This is a genomic window from Nocardia sp. 2TAF39 (genome assembly GCF_052114905.1).
In the GTDB taxonomy this organism is placed as follows: Bacteria; Actinomycetota; Actinomycetes; order Mycobacteriales; family Mycobacteriaceae; genus Nocardia.
Genome location: NZ_JBFRFQ010000002.1, coordinates 172,897 through 192,488 on the forward strand (window position 1 = coordinate 172,897; position 19,592 = coordinate 192,488).

The 19,592-nt window shown below is 68.5% G+C and carries 15 protein-coding genes; 9 read left to right on the forward strand and 6 right to left on the reverse strand.

Going from position 1 to position 19,592, the window contains the following annotated elements; translation table 11 throughout:
* Nucleotides 1–53: 53 nt before the first annotated feature.
* On the reverse strand, nt 54–1,070 hold the full coding sequence (locus tag AB4Z47_RS02320) for an Rv2578c family radical SAM protein (protein ID WP_441947480.1): 1,017 nt from the start codon (nt 1,068–1,070) through the stop codon (nt 54–56).
* Between the two features lie 31 nt (nt 1,071–1,101).
* Nucleotides 1,102–2,106 (reverse strand): NAD-dependent epimerase/dehydratase family protein, encoded by a 1,005-nt coding sequence (locus tag AB4Z47_RS02325; RefSeq protein WP_441947481.1) that lies wholly within the window; start codon nt 2,104–2,106, stop codon nt 1,102–1,104.
* A 215-nt stretch (nt 2,107–2,321) separates the two neighbouring features.
* On the opposite strand from AB4Z47_RS02325, the gene AB4Z47_RS02330 reads away from it, so the two are divergent.
* Together AB4Z47_RS02330 and AB4Z47_RS02335 are read left to right on the forward strand one after the other, a co-directional pair.
* Nucleotides 2,322–2,651, forward strand: a complete 330-nt coding sequence (locus AB4Z47_RS02330; RefSeq protein ID WP_441947482.1) for a type VII secretion target — start codon at nt 2,322–2,324, stop codon at nt 2,649–2,651.
* Nucleotides 2,648–4,216: a hypothetical protein gene (locus AB4Z47_RS02335; RefSeq protein ID WP_441947483.1), complete on the forward strand. Its 1,569-nt coding sequence runs from the start codon at nt 2,648–2,650 to the stop codon at nt 4,214–4,216. The genes AB4Z47_RS02330 and AB4Z47_RS02335 overlap by 4 nt, the downstream gene beginning before the upstream one ends.
* A gap of 66 nt (nt 4,217–4,282) precedes the next feature.
* Here the strand turns inward: AB4Z47_RS02335 and AB4Z47_RS02340 are convergent, their stop codons facing one another.
* Together AB4Z47_RS02340 and ypfJ are read right to left on the reverse strand one after the other, a co-directional pair.
* The gene (locus AB4Z47_RS02340; RefSeq protein WP_441947484.1) at nt 4,283–4,828 is read right to left on the reverse strand and encodes a hypothetical protein; all 546 of its coding nucleotides are present in this window, start codon (nt 4,826–4,828) and stop codon (nt 4,283–4,285) included.
* Nucleotides 4,829–4,922: 94 nt separating this feature from the next.
* Nucleotides 4,923–5,849: a KPN_02809 family neutral zinc metallopeptidase gene (gene ypfJ, locus AB4Z47_RS02345; RefSeq protein ID WP_441947485.1), complete on the reverse strand. Its 927-nt coding sequence runs from the start codon at nt 5,847–5,849 to the stop codon at nt 4,923–4,925.
* Nucleotides 5,850–6,012: 163 nt separating this feature from the next.
* Between ypfJ and aspS the strand changes: the two genes are divergently transcribed.
* A complete protein-coding gene (gene aspS / locus AB4Z47_RS02350; RefSeq protein WP_441947486.1) occupies nt 6,013–7,815 on the forward strand; it encodes an aspartate--tRNA ligase in 1,803 nt (600 codons plus the stop codon).
* A gap of 197 nt (nt 7,816–8,012) precedes the next feature.
* Here the strand turns inward: aspS and AB4Z47_RS02355 are convergent, their stop codons facing one another.
* A complete protein-coding gene (locus tag AB4Z47_RS02355) occupies nt 8,013–9,008 on the reverse strand; it encodes a hypothetical protein (RefSeq protein WP_441947487.1) in 996 nt (331 codons plus the stop codon).
* 190 nt (nt 9,009–9,198) lie between these two features.
* On the opposite strand from AB4Z47_RS02355, the gene AB4Z47_RS02360 reads away from it, so the two are divergent.
* Complete coding sequence (locus tag AB4Z47_RS02360; RefSeq protein ID WP_441947488.1) at nt 9,199–10,368, forward strand: phosphotransferase family protein; 1,170 nt, start codon at nt 9,199–9,201, stop codon at nt 10,366–10,368.
* A 130-nt stretch (nt 10,369–10,498) separates the two neighbouring features.
* Here AB4Z47_RS02360 and AB4Z47_RS02365 read toward each other — a convergent pair whose 3' ends face one another.
* Nucleotides 10,499–12,154 carry an alkaline phosphatase D family protein gene (locus AB4Z47_RS02365; RefSeq protein ID WP_441947489.1) on the reverse strand — a complete coding sequence of 552 codons (1,656 nt, stop codon included), beginning with the start codon at nt 12,152–12,154 and terminating at the stop codon, nt 10,499–10,501.
* Between the two features lie 239 nt (nt 12,155–12,393).
* On the opposite strand from AB4Z47_RS02365, the gene AB4Z47_RS02370 reads away from it, so the two are divergent.
* The 5 genes from AB4Z47_RS02370 (at nt 12,394) to AB4Z47_RS02390 (ending at nt 19,318) form a co-directional block, all read left to right on the forward strand.
* Nucleotides 12,394–13,689 (forward strand): replication-associated recombination protein A, encoded by a 1,296-nt coding sequence (locus AB4Z47_RS02370; RefSeq protein WP_441947541.1) that lies wholly within the window; start codon nt 12,394–12,396, stop codon nt 13,687–13,689.
* A gap of 86 nt (nt 13,690–13,775) precedes the next feature.
* The gene (gene alaS, locus AB4Z47_RS02375) at nt 13,776–16,442 is read left to right on the forward strand and encodes an alanine--tRNA ligase (protein WP_441947490.1); all 2,667 of its coding nucleotides are present in this window, start codon (nt 13,776–13,778) and stop codon (nt 16,440–16,442) included.
* Complete coding sequence (gene ruvX, locus AB4Z47_RS02380; protein ID WP_441947542.1) at nt 16,442–17,008, forward strand: Holliday junction resolvase RuvX; 567 nt, start codon at nt 16,442–16,444, stop codon at nt 17,006–17,008. Before alaS ends, ruvX begins: the two co-directional genes overlap by 1 nt.
* A complete protein-coding gene (mltG, locus tag AB4Z47_RS02385; protein ID WP_441947491.1) occupies nt 17,005–18,513 on the forward strand; it encodes an endolytic transglycosylase MltG in 1,509 nt (502 codons plus the stop codon). The genes ruvX and mltG overlap by 4 nt, the downstream gene beginning before the upstream one ends.
* Entirely contained in the window at nt 18,503–19,318 is an 816-nt protein-coding gene (locus tag AB4Z47_RS02390; protein WP_441947492.1) for a shikimate dehydrogenase, read from the forward strand. Before mltG ends, AB4Z47_RS02390 begins: the two co-directional genes overlap by 11 nt.
* The last annotated feature ends 274 nt before the right edge of the window (nt 19,319–19,592 follow it).

Consider the following 19,592-nt stretch of genomic DNA (forward strand, 5'->3'; position numbering starts at 1 on the left):
CGCGATACGTGCCCCCGAAGCGCGCGGTCCGTCCGGAATCGGCGGTGGAGGTGTCAGGCGAACAATGCCAGCTGTGGGTCTGTCCTGTGTGGAGTTTCGGAGGGTGTCTGCGATTCGGTTGTTCTCCGTGGCGTCAGACCATGCTCGGCCAGCAGTGGATCGATCCGCCCGCGCAGCCACGCCGAGTATTCCGGTGTCACGTACGCGCCCCGGCCATAGAGCTGGCGGTAGCGGCGCAGCAGGGCGGGATGGTGTTCGGCCAGCCAGGTCAGGAACCAGCCCCTGGTGCTGCCGCGTAGGTGCATCGGAAACGCGACGGCCGAGCCGGCCCCGGCCTCGGCGATGGCGCCGAAGATCGCGTCCAGGTGCGCTCGGCCGTCGGTGAGACCGGGAATCACCGGCGCGACCATGACATTTACCGCGAACCCCGAGTCGGTGAGTGCGCGCACGAGATCCAGCCGTGCCCGAGGCGACGGCGTCCCGGGTTCCAGGCTGTGGTGCAGGTCCTGATCGAGGATCGCGATGGATACTGCGAGGCCGACCCGCACCTCGCGGGCGGCCGGCGTGAGCAACGGCAGATCCCGGCGCAGCAGCGTGCCCTTGGTGAGGATGGAGAACGGGGTGCCCGAATCGGTCAGCGCGCGAATGATGCCCGGCATCAATCGATACCGGCCCTCCGCGCGCTGATACGGGTCGGTATTGGTGCCCAGCGCCACCGGCTCGCGGCGCCAGGACCGCTTGCCGAGCTCCTTGCGCAGCACCGCGGCGATATTCGTCTTCACCACGATCTGCGAATCGAAGTCCCGGCCCGCGTCCAGTTCCAGATACTCGTGTGTGCCGCGCGCGAAACAGTACCGGCACGCGTGGGAACAGCCGCGCATCGGATTGACGGTCCAATGGAACGGCAGGTTCGCGCCCTCGGGCATCTTGTTCAGGGCGCTCTTGCACAGCACCTCGTGGAATGTGACGCCGTCGAACTCGGGCGTCTGTACGGTGCGCACGAAACCGGCCCTGGACAGCCCGGGCAGGGCGCCGTCATCAGCGTCCAGGGTTTGGCTTTGCCACCGCACCCCTTAAGTCGAACACGTGTTCTAGTGACTGTCAAGCAATCTGCCGGGCACCGGGTGGCGTCGGCCGGGCCGGGTCGGCGAAGAAGGCGACCAGATCGCGGACAGTTTCATCGATCGGTCGCGGCTGGTAGCCGAGCTCGCGCTCGGCCTTGCCGTGGTCGACGACAGGTGCGGAGATCAGTGCGCCGAGCGCGGCCTTGGAGACGATGTCGGAGTTGAACAGCTTGCCGATCGGCGCGAGCATCGGGATGACGCCGGACACGATCTTGGGGGAGATGGCGAACTTCGGACCCTTCTTGCCGCCGTGGCCTGCGGCCAGGCGGCACAGCGCGAGCATCGAGATCATCGATCCACCGAGCAGGTAGTTCTCGCCGGTGCGGCCGTGTTCGCCGGCCAGCAGTAGGCCTTTGGCTACGTCGCGCACGTCGACCAGATCGAAGCCGCCGCCGATCATCGCCGGCACCCGACCCCGTGCCGCGTCGGCGAGGGTGCGGTTGATCCGGGACAGCGGCCTGCTGTAGTCGAGCGGGCCGAAGACGCCGGTGGGGTTGCACAGCACAGCGTCCAAGCCCTCGTCGATCATCTTGCGGAGTTCCACCTCGCCCGCCCATTTCGAGCGGTCGTAGACCGGCAGCGCCGTCTCGGTCGACCGCGGCGCGCCCTCGTCGATCCGGCCGCCGCAGCTGTACTGGTTGAATGCGTGGATGGAACTGGCGTGCACCATCCGGCGCGTGCCGACGGCAAGCGCCGCCTCGGCAACCACGCGCACGCCCTCGGTGTTCACCTGCCAGGCCAGGTCGTTCTTCTCGGCGAGGGTGATCACCGCGACAAGGTGGTAGACGACCTCGGCGCCGGCCAGCGCGGCGCGCATCGACGCCGGATCGAGTACGTCGCCGCGCACCCAGGTCACATTCGGCGCGGCGGCCGCGTCGGGGATCGTCCGATCGATGGCGGTGACCTCATGGCCGTGCTCTGCGAGCAGGGGGAGCAGATTCGTGCCAAGGTAGCCGGCTGCGCCGGTCACTGCGACCTTCATGGCACCGAGAATATAGAACTTGTTCTAATTTGCAACACGTTCCAGTTGGCTGCGATTCGGCTCGTGACGTCGCGCTCGGCCTCGAACCTCGGCGGTCTCGTCCGCTATATTGAGCCCACACCGTAGCGGCCCAGCCGATTCGGCCGGGGAGCGGACGGGTCACGACGAAGTTCATGACACAGATGTTCACGACGATTTTTTTGGGGGGCAACTCGATGAGTGATCTCTCGGTAGAGACCGAAGCGGTCCGGGCGTTCGCCGCCACGAACGCGGGCATCGCCGACGATCTCGCGGGGGCGGGCAATTTCGACGCGGTGCGTAACGTCGCCGCGCTGGTTCCGGTATTCGGACTGATCGGCGTCGACTATCTGGCGATGTTCGCCGCGGCCCAGGTGCTGCAGGCGAAGGACATCAACGATCTGTCGGCCAAGTACGCCAAGCTTTCCGAGTCGGCATTCAGCGCCGCCGCTGCCTACGACGCCACCGACTCGTTCAACGCGGGCGCGCTCGGCTCCATCGCCAACCAGATCGGGGGCGCGGTATGAGGCCACTGGACAGCGGCGTCATCGCAGCCGAGGGGCAGGCTGTGGAGCACGCGGCCGAGCAAAACGTCGCGATCGGCCAGCAGACCGTACTGGACGCGCTGCAGAACTCGCCCGCCCAGGCGGTGCTCGACTTGCCGCTGCCCCAGCTGCCCGACGACATGCCGCCCATCGAAGCGCCCGCGTTCGTGTTGTCGCGCAAGATCTCCGAAGACCAGCACGCACTCGGCGCCGTTCCGGCGGGACTGTCCGGCTTGAACGGCGCGGCAGGGTCGGGCGCTCAGGACATCCCCGGCGTTCCGCACGAGGTCTCAGCTCTGCTGGGCGACACGAGCGCCGCGATCAACCACGCCGCGGCCCCGGTGATCGAGGCCGGGCAGGGCGTGCTCAGTGGCGGGCTCGCCGACGCGCCGGCCGCCGTCGCCGCCACGCTGAATCAGGCCGCTGCCGCGCTGCCGCCGCTGCCCGCCGACCCGGTCGCCGCGCTGATGCAGGGTGTCGCGTTGCCCGCGCTGCCAGGCGTGGACATGCTGATGAAGCCGATCCTCGATCTGCTCGGCAGCTTCGGCACCGGCGTGATCGGCGCGCTCGACCCGACCGCGATCCTCAGCCAGTCCTCCACGGTCATCGAGATGGCCATGCAGGTGGGCAAGGGCAGCATGGCCACGGTCGAGCAGCTGTGGCAGAGCCAGGCCGCCCGCAACGCGCAGGTCACCAGCCAGCAGGCGAACGTCGAGGGCCACGAGACCAGTCAGCGGGGCATCGATATCTCCGAGCTCACCCAACGCGCCGCTGTGGTAGTGCAGCAGGGCAATGCGCAGTTGCTAGGCATAGCGTCATCGTTCGCCACCCAGGCGACTGCGCTGGCGCCGGTGATCCTGACCCCGCCCGCACAGGCGACGCTGATCGCGTCGGCTACCGAGCACCTCGGTCACGCCGTCGGCGTGGTCAATGCCACGCGCGGTGACCTGGCGGGAAAGACCGCCGAGCTCAGCGGCATGGTGCAGCAGCTGGTCGCGCCGGATGGCGGGCCCGCGCCGCAGGATGTAGCGCAGGCGGTGTCGCAGAACGTCGGACAGCCGATCCTGGAGCAGGCGCAGTCGACCGCGGCGGACACGGCCACCAAGGCCGCGGGCCTGGACTCGTACGCACCGGGGGCACCATCGACCACGCCGTCATCGGTGCACACATCGCACAGCCCGAGCACCAACCACGGCGTGTCGAGCGGTATCCCCGGCAGCCTCGGCCGGGCTGGAACGCCCTCGGTGCCCAAGCCCACCAGCCTGCCCGGCACCACGGCCTCGCCGATCCGGCCGATCGCCGGTGCGCCATTCGGTCCGGCCGGATCCGGCACCACCCCGTCCGGTGCCAACAGCTTCATGGGCAGCCCGGCCGCCGGGGGTCAGCGGAACAACGACGAGGAACACTCGCGCACCGTACAGCCCTATCTGAGCCCGACCGGCAATGACGACCTCACCGGTTCGCTCGGAGAATCCACACCGGACGTTATCGGCGCGACGCATCCTGATGAGATCATCAGTTCCGACTACGAGCAGGACCAGTTCTAGCCCCACAAGGGCTTACCGGGCAACCCGGCCCGAACGGCGGCAACCGCTCGGACCGGACCGCGGGTATCAGTTGTCCTGGACGAACGCGTCGAGCAGTTTCTTGTAGAGGTCGGAAAAGCGTTTTCGACCGGCCTGCTGCTCGGCGCCGAGGCCGTCGGTGGCCTGTGGCGCGTAGACGACCAGATGCACGTCCTCATTCGGTGGCTGCGACATGCAGTCGATGATCTGGCTGCCCTGGTCGGTGGCCTTCGGCACACCGAGATCCACGGCGGCGAGCGCCCTGGTCTCGGCCAGCGCCGCGGTCAGTACCTCAGGCGGTACGTGCCCGTTGATCCGCTTCGGCGGGACATCCGGTGCGCGATCGGCGGCGACGGCGTCGGGGATCTCGACGGCCTTGCCGTCGGAGAAGATTTCCAATTGCGGGCGCAGATCCACCCGGTTCTGCCAGTCCTCCGGAATGGTGGTCAGGGTGAACAGCGCCAGCGGCGCGGCGACCGGAGGTAGCGCGCTGGGCTGCGGCGGCGGGGCGGCGACCGGGTCGGCCCCGGCGGTGCCCGAGCCCACCGCGAGCGTGAGCATCGCAACCAGCAGGGCCGCTGTCGTACTTCGCATCAATCCCATCTCCCAGCGTTGCCGTTTTCACCTGTGGCACAGGCGAACTACCGTCGATCATGACAGCAAAGCTGTGGTGCCGATCGAATCCGGGTCACCGCGGGGCGGACGGATTGTTCAGGTCCTGGGCCGAGAAGGTGTCGCAGGCGCGCACCTCGCCGGTCCTGTAGCCCGTGAGGAACCACTTCTGTCGCTGCTCGGACGAACCGTGTGTCCACGCTTCGGGATTCACCCTGCCCTGCGCCGCGCGCTGGATGCGGTCGTCGCCGACCGCAGACGCTGCCGAGAGCGCATCACGGACGTCGTTGTCCGACAGTGGTTTGAGGAACGGCTGGCCGCCGCCGGGTGCCGGGAGCTTGTCCGCGAAGTGCGCCCAGATGCCCGCGTAGCAGTCGGCCTGCAACTCGGTGCGCACCGCGCCGGACTCCGGGCCGCGGGGATCCCGCTGTGCGCGGCCGATGTCGCCGAGCTGGTTCTGGATGTGGTGGCCGATCTCGTGCGCCACCACGTATTCCTGCGCGAGCGGACCGCCGCTGGAACCGAAACGGTCCACCAACTCCTGGAAGAAGCTCGTGTCGAAGTAGGCGGTCTGGTCGGCCGGGCAGTAGAACGGGCCGACCGCGCTGGTGGCGTTGCCGCAGCCGGTCGAGGTGGCGCCGGAGAACAGCACGACCTTCGGCCGCACGTACCGCTTGCCGGTCTGCTCGAGGAGCTCGGTGGACCACACCGCGTCCAGGCTCTGCGCAGTGAGCGCCACTCGGCAGTCGACGTACTTGTTGGCGTCCGCGCCGGTCTTGCAGTGGCTCGGCGTGCCCGCCGTGCCCGGCTGCGTCTGGCTCTGGTCCTGTGCCCCGGTGAAGTTGCCCAGGACCGAGCCGGGGTCACCGCCCATCAGGAGGGTCAACACCAGCACGATCAGTCCGCCCGCGCCGCCGCCCAGTGCGATCTTGCCGCCCATTCCGGGGCCTCCGCCGGACGAAACCCGATCAGGGTCGATCTGCATGCCCTCGTTGAAGGTCATCGTTGTCGCTTTCTCGTCGTCCGTAGCCCTCGGTCATACACTCGCCCGATACAGCTTGGCACGGGCGTGGTGATATCGGTTTCCACTCGGCGAATGTGTCTCACTACGATGGACCCGCACCTGGTCACATCGCGCCGGTGCCGAAGCCGTCGAAAGGAACCCCGTGCTGCGCACCCACTTGGCTGGTTCGCTGCGAAGCGAGCATGCCGGTCAGACCGTCACCCTCACCGGCTGGGTGGCCCGGCGGCGTGACCACGGTGGGGTGATCTTCATCGATCTGCGCGATGCGTCGGGAGTCGCCCAGGCGGTGTTCCGCGAGGGCGAACCCGCCGCGCAGGCGCACCGGCTGCGCGCCGAGTACTGCGTACGCGTCACCGGCACTGTGGAACCGCGCCCGGATGGCAACGAGAACCCGGATCTGCCCACCGGCACCATCGAGGTGAACGTCACCGAACTCGAGGTGCTGAACGAGAGTGCCCCGCTGCCGTTCCAACTGGATGAGCAGCCCGGTGAGGAAGCGCGCCTGAAGCACCGCTACCTGGATCTGCGCCGCGAGGGTCCGGCGCACGCCATCCGGCTGCGGTCGAAGGTCAACGCGGCTGCCCGCGAGGTGCTGGCCCGCCATGAGTTCATCGAGGTGGAGACGCCGACGATGACCCGCTCCACCCCGGAGGGCGCACGAGACTTCCTGGTGCCCGCCCGCCTGCAGCCGGGCAGCTTCTATGCGCTGCCGCAGAGCCCGCAGCTGTTCAAGCAACTGCTCATGGTCGGCGGTATCGAACGGTACTACCAGATCGCGCGCTGCTACCGCGACGAGGACTTCCGCGCCGACCGTCAGCCCGAGTTCACTCAGCTCGACATCGAGATGAGCTTCGTGCGCCAGGACGACGTGATCCTGCTGGCCGAGGAGATCCTCGTCGCGCTGTGGAAGCTGATCGGCTACGAGATTCCGACGCCGATCCCGCACATGACCTACGCGGAGGCCATGCGCCGCTTCGGTTCCGACAAGCCGGATCTGCGCTTCGGTGTCGAGATCACCGAGTGCACCGAGTATTTCAAGGACACCCCGTTCCGCGTGTTCCAGGCGCCCTATGTCGGCGCGGTGGTCATGCCCGGCGGCGCGAGCCAGCCGCGGCGCCAGCTCGACGCCTGGCAGGAGTGGGCCAAGCAGCGGGGCGCGAAGGGGCTTGCCTATGTCCTCGTGAACGAGGACGGCACGCTCGGAGGTCCGGTGGCCAAGAACCTCAGCGACGCCGAGCGCGAGGGCCTGGCCAAGCATGTCGGCGCGGTGCCGGGTGACTGCGTGTTCTTCGCGGCCGGTGCGGCGAAGGCACAGCGCGGTCTGCTCGGTGCGGCGCGCGGCGAGATCGCCCGCAAAGTAGGCCTGATCGACGAGGACGCCTGGTCGTTCGTGTGGATCGTGGACGCCCCGCTGTTCGAGCCGACCGCCGAGGCGACCGCGAGTGGCGATGTGGCGGTGGGCCATTCCGCGTGGACCGCGGTGCACCATGCGTTCACCTCTCCGAAGCCGGAGTCGCTGGACACCTTCGACACCGACCCGGACTCGGCGCTGGCCTACGCCTACGACATCGTCTGCAACGGCAACGAGATCGGCGGCGGCTCGATCCGCATCCACCGCCGCGACGTGCAGGAACGTGTATTCAAGGTGATGGGTATCAGCCACGAAGAGGCGCAGGAGAAGTTCGGGTTCCTATTGGACGCCTTCGCCTTCGGCGCCCCTCCGCACGGCGGCATCGCCTTCGGCTGGGACCGGGTCACCGCGCTGCTGGCCGGACAGGATTCGATCCGCGAGGTCATCGCGTTCCCGAAGACCGGCGGCGGCGTCGATCCACTGACCGACGCGCCCGCACCGATCACCGCGCAGCAGCGCAAGGAGGCGGGCTTGGACGCCGCCCCGGAGCAGAAGAAGGGCGAGGACGCGAAAGCCGCGAAGCCCGCGCAATAGCGGTCGCGCCCACGCAACAGTTCGTTCTGGTCAGCGTCGCCACCACCGGCCCGGCGCCGCCGACCACGAGGGGTTCGTCGTGGCCGGGATCATCGTGCTCGAGCTCCGGCCTCGCGCGGGGCAGCGAGGCCGGGCCGGTCGAACGGCTCGAGCGCTGGGATCGGGATGCGGTGACTGATCGAAAAGTGATCGCCGGTTCACCGTGCGGATACGGTGCCTCCGGTGAGCGCGCGGTAGGTGTAGGTCACTGCGATGGCGGCCACCGGGCCTGCGACCAGCAGGCCGAGACCGCACAGCAGCAGCCCGAGGAAGGTCACCACGAGCACCGCGAACGCGAGCAGGAGCACCGGCCAGATGTTGGCGACCACCAGCGTGACGCTGGACTTCAGCGCCTCGAACGGTCCCTGGTCCTGGTCGACGACGTAGTGCAGCGAGAACATGCACAGCAAGCCGGCGACAAGCCCGGGTACGAAGCAGATGGCGGAGCCGACGAAGGTCAGCAGGAATGCCAGCAGCGCAGTGAGCAGGACATTGCCTGCGTTCACGAAGCGGAAGTATGAGCCGAAAGCCGGTGGCGTGCCGTCGGTTTCGTACAGCGCGCCGCGGATCATGGCGGCTTGCAGCAGCCACACGCCGGCCAGTACGGCGAAGAGGATGAGTAGCAGTGGCAGCAGCGTCGTCGGATCGGTGAGTTGCACGACGAGCACGAACGCCAGATAGATGACGAGGCCAACGGCTGTCACGCCGACCCACGGCCCCGGGTTGGCACGGAACGTCGCCAAGCCGTAGCTGAGCGCCCTGCCCACGTCGAGCGTCCCGGGGGCCGCGATGACCTGCTGGTAGCCGTAGACCGGTTGCTGCGGCGGCACGACCCCGGGCGGTGGCATCATGCCAGGCGGCGCATAGCCGGGACCGGTGCCTTGCGGGCCATAGGTGGGGTACGGGTGGGATGCCACCGGCGGAGCCGGCTCCAGTGGTTTGCTGCCGTACTGCGCCGTGCCCGGCCCCTCGAACTGCGGATATCCCGCCGAGCCCGCCATCTCGTGGGGGGCGTGGCCGGTTCCGGCGCCCGGCGGGTTCGGGTTCGGGTCCGGGCTCTGGTACTGTCCCGGCCGCCCGCCGAAGCGCTCATCGTTCGGGTCGGGGGCGCCGCCGGCTGATTCCTTCGATGCGGGAGGCGGTGTTTCGGCCATGCGTAGACCTTTCCACTCAACTGGTTTGCGGTGTGGCGCAGGGCAGTTGACGATGACAAAACCTGACGGGTCCAATGGTGTCAAGCAATGAGTGGCCGTTTCGCGACCTTGGCACGGACACGCCGGACGACGCGGAAAGGTTGTGTAACCGCTCGCTAGAAGTGACCTGATGCGAGTACGTTGAAGGGCGATGACCGCACTATTGGCCGAACGCGCCACCGAAGTCGTGTCCGCAGCGCAACAGTTGCTCACAAAGCGAATGGGTGCTCCGGTAAAGCTGAGCGATCCGATCGAACTCAGCGGTAGTGGTAGGACGACCGTCCTACGTGTGCGTGTAGCGGAGAACGCTTTCTCGTTGCCGCGAACCTTGATCGTCAAGCAGGTCCGCGGGGCCGCGCGGGATCGCCGGACCGGCGGTCTGGCTCCCGGCGTCGCCAGCGTCGATTCCGCGTTCCTCCGCGAGGCCGTCTCGTATCAATTCACCACCGCCCTGAGCCGGGAGCATCGGCCCGGCGCGTATCTGATCGCGCACAGCCTGCCGGACCGGTTGCTGATCCTCAGCGATCTCGGCGAGAACTCCCTGCTCACCGCCGTGCTGCGGTCCGGAGCCGAGCCCGCCACCCGTAACGCGCTGATGGCGTTCGCACAGGCGCTCGGCCGGATGCACGCCGCCACCGTCGGGCGCGAAGCCGACTTCGTCGCGCTGCTGCGCCGGGTCGACGTGGTGCACCGGGTCGACGGCATCGCGCAGCAGGCCGAGTCGGCGATCTCCGAGGTGCCTGGACTGCTGCAGCGCGAGCTGGGCATCGAGGTGCCCGGCGAGATCGCCGAGCGCATCGTGCGCGGCAACCGGCTGTTCTCCGCTGGGCGATTCCGCGGGTTCAGTCCGTCGGACCTGTGCCCGGACAACGTGATCTTGAACGAGGAAGGCGCGCGCTTCCTCGACTACGAGTGGGGTGGGTTCCGCGACGCGACCCTGGACATCGCCTACGCGCTGGTGTCGTTCCCCGGCTGCCTGTGCGACGTCGAGCTTTCACGGGAACGCGCCCAGCAGATGGTGGAGGCGTGGCGTTCCGAGGTGGTGGGCGTGTGGCCCGCGCTGGGCGACGACGACCTGCTCGCCGAGCGGATCCTCGAAGCCCGGCTGATCTGGGTGTGGCTATCCACCTTCTGGTTCCTGCCCGCCGACCATGCGCGCATCGCGTCCGCGCGCGAGCACGGACTTTCGGTGCCGCGCTCGGCGGCGCTGATCAACCGCTGGGCCGCGCTGGCCGAAGACGCGCGGTGCACGGGCGACGACATCGTCGGCGATTTCGCCGAGGACGTGTCGGCGATGCTGGAAGAGCGCTGGTCGGAATAGGTTTTACCCACACGCCGAGATCATCGGGTGAGCCCGGTGAGGCGGGCTTGCGGATGTGCCCGTTCGACGGTGTTCGGTGAGCAACAATGCCGATTGGTGGTATGGGATGCTGGGCGGCTCGGAATGGCGGTCAGCTCAGCGGGCCCTGCTGCGGTTCCATCCGGCTACCGGAGTGGACGGCGAACGAAGCGCCGTGGCGCACAGCGGAATTCGAGTCGGTCACGTCCAGGAGATAGAACCAGTCCATCTGGGTCCGCTCCGCGGTGACCTCCAGCACACCGTAGCCGTGCGACTCCAGTTCGACGTAGCGCAGGTGATGATTGACCGCTCTGATCGATTCCGAGATCGACGCGGGGTTCAGCTTCAGCTGGTCGCCGATGCTGGTCGCGGTTACCGAGGGCACGACGAATTCGGTGCCCACCGTGTCGCCACCCGGATAATTCGCCGCGTCCAGGGGGAGGTCCGCGGCCCATGAGGAATGGATGTCGCCGGTCAGGAATACCACATTGGAGATCCGCTGGTCGCTGATGGCGCGGAACAGGCGATCGCGGTCGGCGGTGTAGCCATCCCACTGGTCGCCGTTCACCGAAATGCCGCCGTGCGGTAGGCCCATGGTGTTGGTGATCGCCGCTGTGGTGGCCGGTTCGAGCGGCGGGAAGACCAGCGGGGCGATCATGACCGAGTTTCCGACCAGCTTCCACCGCACCTGTGCAGACGCCAAACCCGCGGTGAGCCAGTCCATCTGGGCCTTTCCGGTGATGGTGCGGGCCGGGTTGTCGGCCTCGCGCCAGCCCGCGCCGGGCTTCGCCTCCTGGTCGCGGTAGCTGCGAAGGTCCAGCATCGAGAGTTCGGCCAGCGTGCCGAAGCGCAGCCTGCGGTAGATCCGCACCTCGCCGCCTGACCTGGAAGCCCGGACCGGCATCCACTCCAGATATGCCTGAACGGAGGCGGCGCGGCGATCCTCCCAGCTACCCTCGGTCGCGGGGTCGTGGTTTTCCGCGCCGCCGGACCAGGAGTTGTCCGCGGATTCGTGGTCGTCCCAGGTGCAGATGAACGGCTGGCGGGCGTGCAACTGCATAAGATCGGGGTCGGTCTTGTACTGCGCGTGGCGAATTCGATAGTCGGACAGGCTGACGGTCTCATCGGCCGGATCGTGCGCGCGCACGGCACCGTTGCGGCCGCCGCTTTCGCCGCGGCCGTACTCGTAGATGTAGTCGCCCAAGTGGACGATCGCGTGCAGATCGGTCCGGGCGGCCAGATAGCGGTAGGCACCGAAGTAACCGGACTCCCAGTTCGAACACGAGACCACCCCGAACCGTAGCCGCTCGGGAGAATCCGCGTCGGCGGGCGCAGTCTTGGTGCGGCCGACCTGGGAAGTCTCGCCGAGTGCGGTGAAGCGGTAGAAATATTCGGCGTCCGGCGCAAGGCCGGCGACGTCGACCTTGACGGTGTAGTCGTAATCCGCTGTGGCCGTTGAGGTTCCGGACGCGACGACCAGGGTGAACCGCTCGTTTTCAGCGATCTCCCAGCGCACGTTCGTCGGTGCGCCGATGCCGGAGCCGGGCGTCGCGTCGTCGGCGACGGTGACGCGTGTCCAGAGGATCACGCCGTCTGGGAGCGGATCGCCCGAGGCTACGCCGTGTCGGAACACCGGCGTCCCGGCGACCGCGCGACCTGCGGTGATCACCGAGGTGGCGGCGGCCGCGCCGCCTTTCAGCAGAGTGCGCCGGGCGAACGGCCCGAAGGAAGCAGAATCCGAAACGACCACGTTTTTCGCCACAGGCACTGATCACATTCGAGGCGCCGACGACATGCAAGTAGGCTCGCCGCGACGGGCGGTCGAATGTAGTAGGAGGGCTCGGCGAGTTCCGGTATCGAGTGTCGGCCCGCGGCCACGGTCGTGCGGACGAGGCGCTGTTGTGGCGGCGGAACGGCACGCGGCGCTGTCGGTGCGGCTCGGTAACGTTCTGTTCCGTGAGCGATGGCTTGTTCGAGGTGCCCCGTGACGCGGTCTCCGCGGAGCACATGATCGACAACGTGGTGCGAAGGGACGCGGGGGCGCCATTGGCGGTGCGGATGCGGCCCGCCTCGCTGGACGAAGTGGTCGGGCAGCGGCATCTGCTCGGCCCCGGCTCCCCCCTGCGCAGGCTGATCGAGGGCTCAGGGGCGGCGTCGGTGCTGCTGTACGGCCCGCCCGGCACGGGTAAGACGACCCTCGCGGCGCTCATCTCGCACGCGACCGGCCGTCGCTTCGAGGCGCTCTCGGCGCTGTCGGCGGGGGTGAAGGAGGTACGCGCGGTCATCGATGGGGCGCGGCGCAGGCTGTCGGCCGGTGTGCAGACCGTCCTGTTCATCGACGAGGTGCATCGGTTCTCCAAAACACAGCAGGATGCCCTGCTCGCTGCGGTGGAGAACCGGATCGTCCTGCTGGTCGGTGCGACCACGGAGAATCCGTCGTTCTCGGTGGTGTCGCCGCTGTTGTCGCGCTCACTGGTGTTGCAGCTGCAATCGCTCACCGAGGCCGACATCCGGCAGGTGCTCACCCGTGCGATCGCCGACCCTCGCGGCCTCGACGGCGCGTACACCGTCTCCGACGCGGCGCTCGACCACATCATCCGGATCGCCGGCGGCGACGCCCGCCGCGCACTCACCGCGCTGGAAGCCTCGGCCGAATCCTCTTCGGACGGCACGGTCGATGTCGACCTTGTCGAGGCCAGCGTGGACAAGGCGGCCGTCCGCTACGACCGCGCAGGCGACCAGCACTATGACGTGATCAGCGCGTTCATCAAGTCGATCCGCGGCTCGGATGTCGACGCCGCGCTGCATTACCTGGCCCGCATGTTGAGTGCGGGCGAGGACCCGCGCTTCATAGCGCGCAGACTGATGATCCACGCCAGCGAGGACATCGGCATGGCCGATCCGATGGCGCTGCAGACGGCGACGGCGGCCGCGCAGGTGGTGCAGCTGGTCGGCCTGCCCGAGGCGCGGCTCGCACTGGCACAGGCCACGATCCACCTGGCCACCGCCCCGAAGTCCGGCGCGGTCGTGGCCGCGATCGGCGCGGCCATGGCCGACGTCGCGGCGGGCAAGACCGGAGCCGTCCCGCCGCATCTGCGCGACGGACACTACGCGGGCGCGGCCGCGCTCGGCAACGCCCAGGGTTATCGCTATCCGCACGACAACAAGGACGGCGTGCTCGCTCAGCAGTACCCGCCCGACGAATTGGTCGGCACGGACTACTACCATCCCACCGACCACGGCCACGAACGTGAGGTCGGCCCCCGCGTCCAGAAACTCCGCCATATCGTCCGGGGGACCTGAGAGCCGGGTTTGCCGGCCTCTCGCAGCAACGCCACGACTCCGGTCGATGAATAATCGCGTGCGCAGCACCGGTAGGCTGGGTATCTGTGCAGACCCACGAGATCCGACGGCGTTTTCTGGACCATTTCCTTCGTGCCGGCCACACCGAGGTGCCGAGTGCCTCGCTGATTCTGGCCGACCCGAACCTGCTGTTCGTCAACGCGGGCATGGTTCAGTTCAAGCCGTACTTCCTGGGTCAGGAGGCGGCGCCATATCCGCGGGCGACGAGCGTGCAGAAGTGTGTCCGCACCGGCGACATCGAGGAGGTCGGTGTCACCACGCGGCACAACACGTTCTTCCAGATGGCGGGGAACTTCTCCTTCGGTGACTACTTCAAGGAGGGGGCGATCACCCTCGCCTGGGAGCTGATCAGCAAGCCCCAGGATGAAGGCGGCTACGGGTTCGACCCCGAGCGGATCTGGGTGACCGTGTACCAGGACGACCCGGAGGCGGCCGAGATCTGGCGCCGGGTCGCGGGCATCCCGGCGGAGCGGATCCAGTTCCGCGACGGCAAGGACAACTACTGGGACATGGGCGTGCCCGGCCCGGGCGGTCCGTGCTCGGAGATCTACTACGACCGCGGGCCGGAGCACGGGCGCGACGGGGGGCCGGTCGCCGACGAGGACCGTTACCTCGAGATCTGGAATCTCGTATTCATGCAGGACATCCGCGGCGAGCTGAGCCCGAAGCTGGGCCACCCGCCGGTCGGGACACTGCCGAAGAAGAACATCGATACCGGTATGGGTGTCGAGCGGATCGCGCTGCTGCTGCAGGGCGTGGACAACGTCTACGAGACAGACCTGCTGCGCCCGATCATCGACAAGGCCGAGGAGCTGACCGGCCGCTCCTACGGCGTGCAGCACGAGGACGACGTGCGCTTCCGCGTGATCGCCGACCACGCCCGCACTGCCGCCATGTTGATCGCCGACGGCGTGAATCCTGGCAACGACGGCCGCGGCTACGTGCTGCGCCGCCTGCTGCGCCGCATAGTGCGCTCGGCCCGCCTGCTCGGCGCCGAGAAACCGGTGATGGGCGAGTTCATGAAGGTCGTCAGCGATCTGATGTCTCCGTCGTACCCGGAGCTGTCCACCGATTTCCGCCGGATCGAGACCGTCGCGGTCGGCGAGGAGACGGCGTTCCTGAAGACGTTGAACACCGGCTCTACGCTGTTCGAGAACACCGCGGCCGCGGTGAAGGCCGGGGGCGGCGCGACGATCGCCGGGTCGGACGCCTTCACCTTGCACGACACCTATGGCTTCCCGATCGATCTGACCTTGGAGATGGCCGCAGAGGCCGGTCTTTCGGTCGACGAGGAGGGCTTCCGCTCGCTCATGGCCGAGCAGCGCAAGCGCGCCAAGGAGGACGCCCAGGCCCGCAAACACGCCCACGCCGACCTGACCGTCTACAAGGAGCTGGTCGACCGCGGCGCCACCGAATTCACCGGCTTCGACGAGCTGACCTCCGAGGCCACGGTGCTGGCCCTGATCGCCGACGGTGTGCGGGTTCCGGCCGCGACCGCGGGCCAGGACGTCGAGGTGATTCTGGAACGCAGCCCCCTCTATGCCGAGTCCGGCGGCCAGATCGCCGACCGCGGTAGCATCACCGCCTCCGGGCTGAAGCTGCGCGTCAACGACGTGCAGAAGATCGCCAAGAAGCTGTGGGTGCACAAGACCACGGTCGAGCAGGGCCAGATCACCGAGGGCGATGTGGTGCTCGCCCAGGCCGATCCGGCCTGGCGGCGCGGCGCCACCCAGGGGCACTCCGGCACGCACATGGTGCATGCCGCCCTCCGCCAGGTGCTCGGCCCGAACGCGGTGCAGGCGGGCTCGCTGAACAAGCCGGGCTACCTGCGCTTCGACTTCAACTGGCAGGGCCAGCTGTCCGAGCGGCAGAAGGCCGACATCGAGGCCGTGTCCAACGACGCGGTCGGCTCGGACTTCCCGGTCAACACGTTCGTCACCGACCTGCCGAAGGCCAAGCAGATGGGCGCCTTGGCGCTGTTCGGCGAGAATTACGGCAGCGAGGTCCGCGTCGTGGAGATCGGCGGCCCGTTCTCGATGGAGCTCTGCGGTGGCACCCACGTGCAGCATTCGTCGCAGATCGGACCGATCACGGTGCTCGGCGAGTCGTCGGTCGGCTCCGGTGTGCGGCGCGTCGAGGCGTTCGTCGGCCTGGACTCCTACAAGTACCTGGCTAAGGAGCGCGCACTGCTGGCCGGTGTCGCGTCGTCGCTGAAGGTGCCTTCGGCGGAGGTGCCTGCCCGCGTCGAGCAGCTGGTGGAGCGGCTCAAGATGGCCGAGAAGGAGCTCGCGTGGACCAAGACGGCTGCCGTGCTGTCCGCGGCCGGGAAGTTCGTCGAGGAGGCCGAGCGGGTCGGCCGCCTGCTGCTGGTCGCCGTCGCCGCACCCGAGGGCGTGCCCGCCGGCGATCTGCGGACGCTGGCCACCGATATCCGCGGCCGGTTCGGCAGCGAGCCCGCCGTGGTGGTGTTGCTCGGCAATGCGGACGGCAAGGTGCCGTTCGTGGTGGCCGTGAACAAGCCCGCCCAGGAACTCGGAGTCAAGTCCGGTGATCTCGTCGGCAGCTTCGGCCCGAGCATCGCGGGACGCGGTGGTGGCAAGCCGGAGATGGCGCAGGGCGCTGGTTCGGATCCGTCCGGCATCCCGGCGGGCCTGGCCGCGGTCCGCGCTCGGGTGGCCGAACTGGCCGGGTGATGGGCGACGCGGAAAGTCCGGAGCGGTCGGCGCCACGCGGCTCCGACCGACCACATCTCGACACTGATCCCGGGCGGGGGAGGCGGATCGGGGTCGATGTCGGCAGCGTCCGCATCGGGGTCGCCGCCTGCGATCCCGATGGCATCCTCGCGACGCCGGTGGAGACCGTGCCACGCGCGAAACAGAGTCAGCGCACTGCCGGGGCAGCTCCCGATATCGGCAGAATTGCCGAAATTGTGCGGGAGTACGAGGCCGTCGAGGTCATCGTCGGATTGCCGCGAACATTGCGCGGGGAGAAGGGCGCTGCCGCTACGCTGGCCCTCGCATTCGCTGTGCAGTTGCGGGCTGCTGTCGCCCCGGTGCCTGTCCGGCTTTCCGACGAACGTTTGACTACGGTGTCAGCTGCACGTGCATTGCGGGACAGTGGAGTTCGCGCGCGTGGCCAGCGGCAGGTGATCGATCAGGCGGCGGCCGTGTCGATCCTGCAAGGATGGTTGGACGAACGGAGTGCGGTGTTGAGGTCGGTGGAAGCGGGACGTCCTGTGTCGTCCGGGGACGATGCATGACGGATCGGTGGGCGCGGGCCGAGGAACTGTTCAAACAGCGCGAAGCTGATCGGCGTTACCGCAGAGACGACCGGGCCTGGGAGGAATACGACGACTACGACGACGGAGACGCGTACGCGGACCGTCGAGTCGTCGGCCGCGACTACGACGACTACGACGATGACACCACTGTCATTCCTCGCTACGTCGACGACGACGAGCCGCCCGCGTCGCCACCGCCCGCCTCGCGAACCGGAAACCAACGTCCGCGCGTGGGCCGCCAAGAGATGCCACGCCGCCCGAAGCGGGCGCAGCAGGAGCGTCCCACCCGCTCGCAGCGCGGCAAGCGCTCCCGGGCCGCTTCGCGCAAGGCGGCCGAGCGCAAGCGGCGGCGCAGGAACATATGGATCATCGCCGGTGTCTTCGTGCTGCTGTTCACCGGCGCCGCGGTGTTCGCGGGAATGAAACTGATCGGCAGCATGGCCGGCCCGGAGGACTACGCGGGTCCGGCGGGCCCGCTCGTGGTGGTGCAGGTGCAGCCGGGCGACACGTCCCAGCAGATCGCCGCGACCATGGTCCAGCGCGGCGTCGTCGCGAGCACGGGCGCGTTCTTTCAAGCGGCGGTGCGGAACTCGAACATGAGTGCGGTGCAACCCGGTTACTACGCGATCCCCAGCCGCAGCCCCGCCGCGCAGGCGGTGACTGCCCTGATCAACAAATCCTCGCGGGTCGGCAACTTGGTGGTGTCCGAGGGGCGTCAGCTGCACGACCAGCACGACGTGAACACCGGATCGCGCAAAGAAGGCATCTACCGCAAGATCGCGGACGCCAGCTGCGTCGGAACCGGGCCCACCCAGAAGTGCGTGACCTATGACCAGCTCGACGCCGCGGGCGCGGGCATGAACCTGGCCGCGCTCGGCGTGCCCCGCTGGGCCGAGCAGGTCGTGCGCAACGTCCCCGACCGCGGCAGGCAGCTCGAGGGCCTGATCGCGGCGGGCACCTGGGATTTCGATCCGAGTGGGACGGCCGAGCAGATCCTCGCACAGTTGGTGGCCGCCAGTGCGCGCAGTTACGAGGGCACCGGGCTGCTGCAGTCGGGCGCCGAAACCAAACTGAACCCCTACCAGACGCTGATCGGGGCCTCGCTGGTCGAGCGGGAAGCGCTGCCGCAGGACATGTCCAAGGTGGCGCGTGTGATCGTGAACCGGTTGCGGGTCGATCAGCCGCTGCAGTTCGACTCGACGGTGAACTACACCCTCGACCGCACCGAGGTCGCGACCACCGACACCGACCGGGCCCAGCACAACCCATGGAATACCTACGCGATGCCCGGCCTGCCCGCCACGCCGATCTCGGCGCCGTCGCTGAATGCGTTACGCGCGATGGAGAATCCGGAGCCGGGGCCGTGGCTGTACTTCGTCACCGTCGACAAGCAGGGCACCACCCTGTTCACGGACGGCTACCAGGAGCACCTGCGCAACATCGAGAAGGCTAGGCAGAGCGGAATCCTGGACAGTGGCCGGTAATCGCAAGGCGGCGGTGCTCGGCAAGCCGATCGCGCACTCCCGTTCCCCACAGCTGCATCTGGCCGCCTACCGCGCGCTCGGATTGGACTGGACCTATGAGCGCATCGAGTGCTCGGCCGAGCAGCTGCCGGGTCTGCTCGACGGGCTCGGGCCGGAGTGGGTCGGGCTCTCGGTGACGATGCCGGGTAAGGAGGCCGCCCTGGCCTATGCCAGCGAGCGCACCGATCGAGCCGTGCTGGTCGGGTCGGCAAACACGCTGGTCCGTACCAAGGGCGGCTGGCGGGCGGACTGCACCGACGTGGACGGGGTGTTCGGCGCGCTGCGCGGCGCCGGGGTCACCGAGCTGGCCGAGGGCGTGGTGCTCGGCGCGGGCGGCACCGCGCGGCCCGCGCTGCTGGCGATGGCTGAGCTGGGCGCGAAGGCGGTCACCGTAATCGCGCGGGACGCCGGACGGGCCGGCGGCGCACTGGAGCTCGCGGAGCGGCTCGGGATGACCGCCGCCCTGGTCGGCTTCGACGCCGACGCCATCGGTGCGGCCTGCGCGTCCGCGGGCGCCGTGGTGAGCACCATCCCCGCGGCCGCTGCGGCGGCCGTCGCGGCCCCGGTGGCATCAGCTCCTGTGGTGCTCGACGCGATCTACGACCCGTGGCCCACCGCACTGGCCGAGGCCGTCGAGCGGATGGGGCACACCGTGGTCAGCGGACTGCAGATGCTGTTGAACCAGGCCTATGGGCAGGTCGAGCAGTTCACCGGACAACCGGCGCCGCGCGCCCAGATGGCCGCCGCGCTGGTGGGCTCGGCATAGGCTCCGCACGAGCTGCCGAGAGATATCGTGGTCAACTCCCTGCGCAGCCACATCGGTGTCATCCGGTCTTCGAGCGCAGCGAGACCGAGCATTCCTTTTCGCGGCCCGGCTCGCGTCCGAGTGGCCGTCGCGTCCGCGACGAAGTCGCCAGCGGCGGTCGCTCGGACGCGAGCCATCAGGGGGCCACGAACCCGCCGCGGCCGCGCGGCCGAAAACACAGCCCGCGAACTCGCAGAGCCGCAGGCGCTGCTGATCCAACACAGTTATGGTGGTC

Coding starts and splice junctions, on each gene's coding strand:
- AB4Z47_RS02325 (WP_441947481.1), bottom strand. CDS start 2,106: ATGAAGGTCGCAGTGACCGGCGCAGCCGGCTACCTTGGCACGAATCTG.
- AB4Z47_RS02330 (WP_441947482.1), top strand. CDS start 2,322: ATGAGTGATCTCTCGGTAGAGACCGAAGCGGTCCGGGCGTTCGCCGCC.
- AB4Z47_RS02335 (WP_441947483.1), top strand. CDS start 2,648: ATGAGGCCACTGGACAGCGGCGTCATCGCAGCCGAGGGGCAGGCTGTG.
- AB4Z47_RS02340 (WP_441947484.1), bottom strand. CDS start 4,828: ATGCGAAGTACGACAGCGGCCCTGCTGGTTGCGATGCTCACGCTCGCG.
- ypfJ (WP_441947485.1), bottom strand. CDS start 5,849: ATGACCTTCAACGAGGGCATGCAGATCGACCCTGATCGGGTTTCGTCC.
- AB4Z47_RS02355 (WP_441947487.1), bottom strand. CDS start 9,008: ATGGCCGAAACACCGCCTCCCGCATCGAAGGAATCAGCCGGCGGCGCC.
- AB4Z47_RS02360 (WP_441947488.1), top strand. CDS start 9,199: ATGACCGCACTATTGGCCGAACGCGCCACCGAAGTCGTGTCCGCAGCG.
- AB4Z47_RS02370 (WP_441947541.1), top strand. CDS start 12,394: ATGATCGACAACGTGGTGCGAAGGGACGCGGGGGCGCCATTGGCGGTG.
- ruvX (WP_441947542.1), top strand. CDS start 16,442: ATGGGCGACGCGGAAAGTCCGGAGCGGTCGGCGCCACGCGGCTCCGAC.
- mltG (WP_441947491.1), top strand. CDS start 17,005: ATGACGGATCGGTGGGCGCGGGCCGAGGAACTGTTCAAACAGCGCGAA.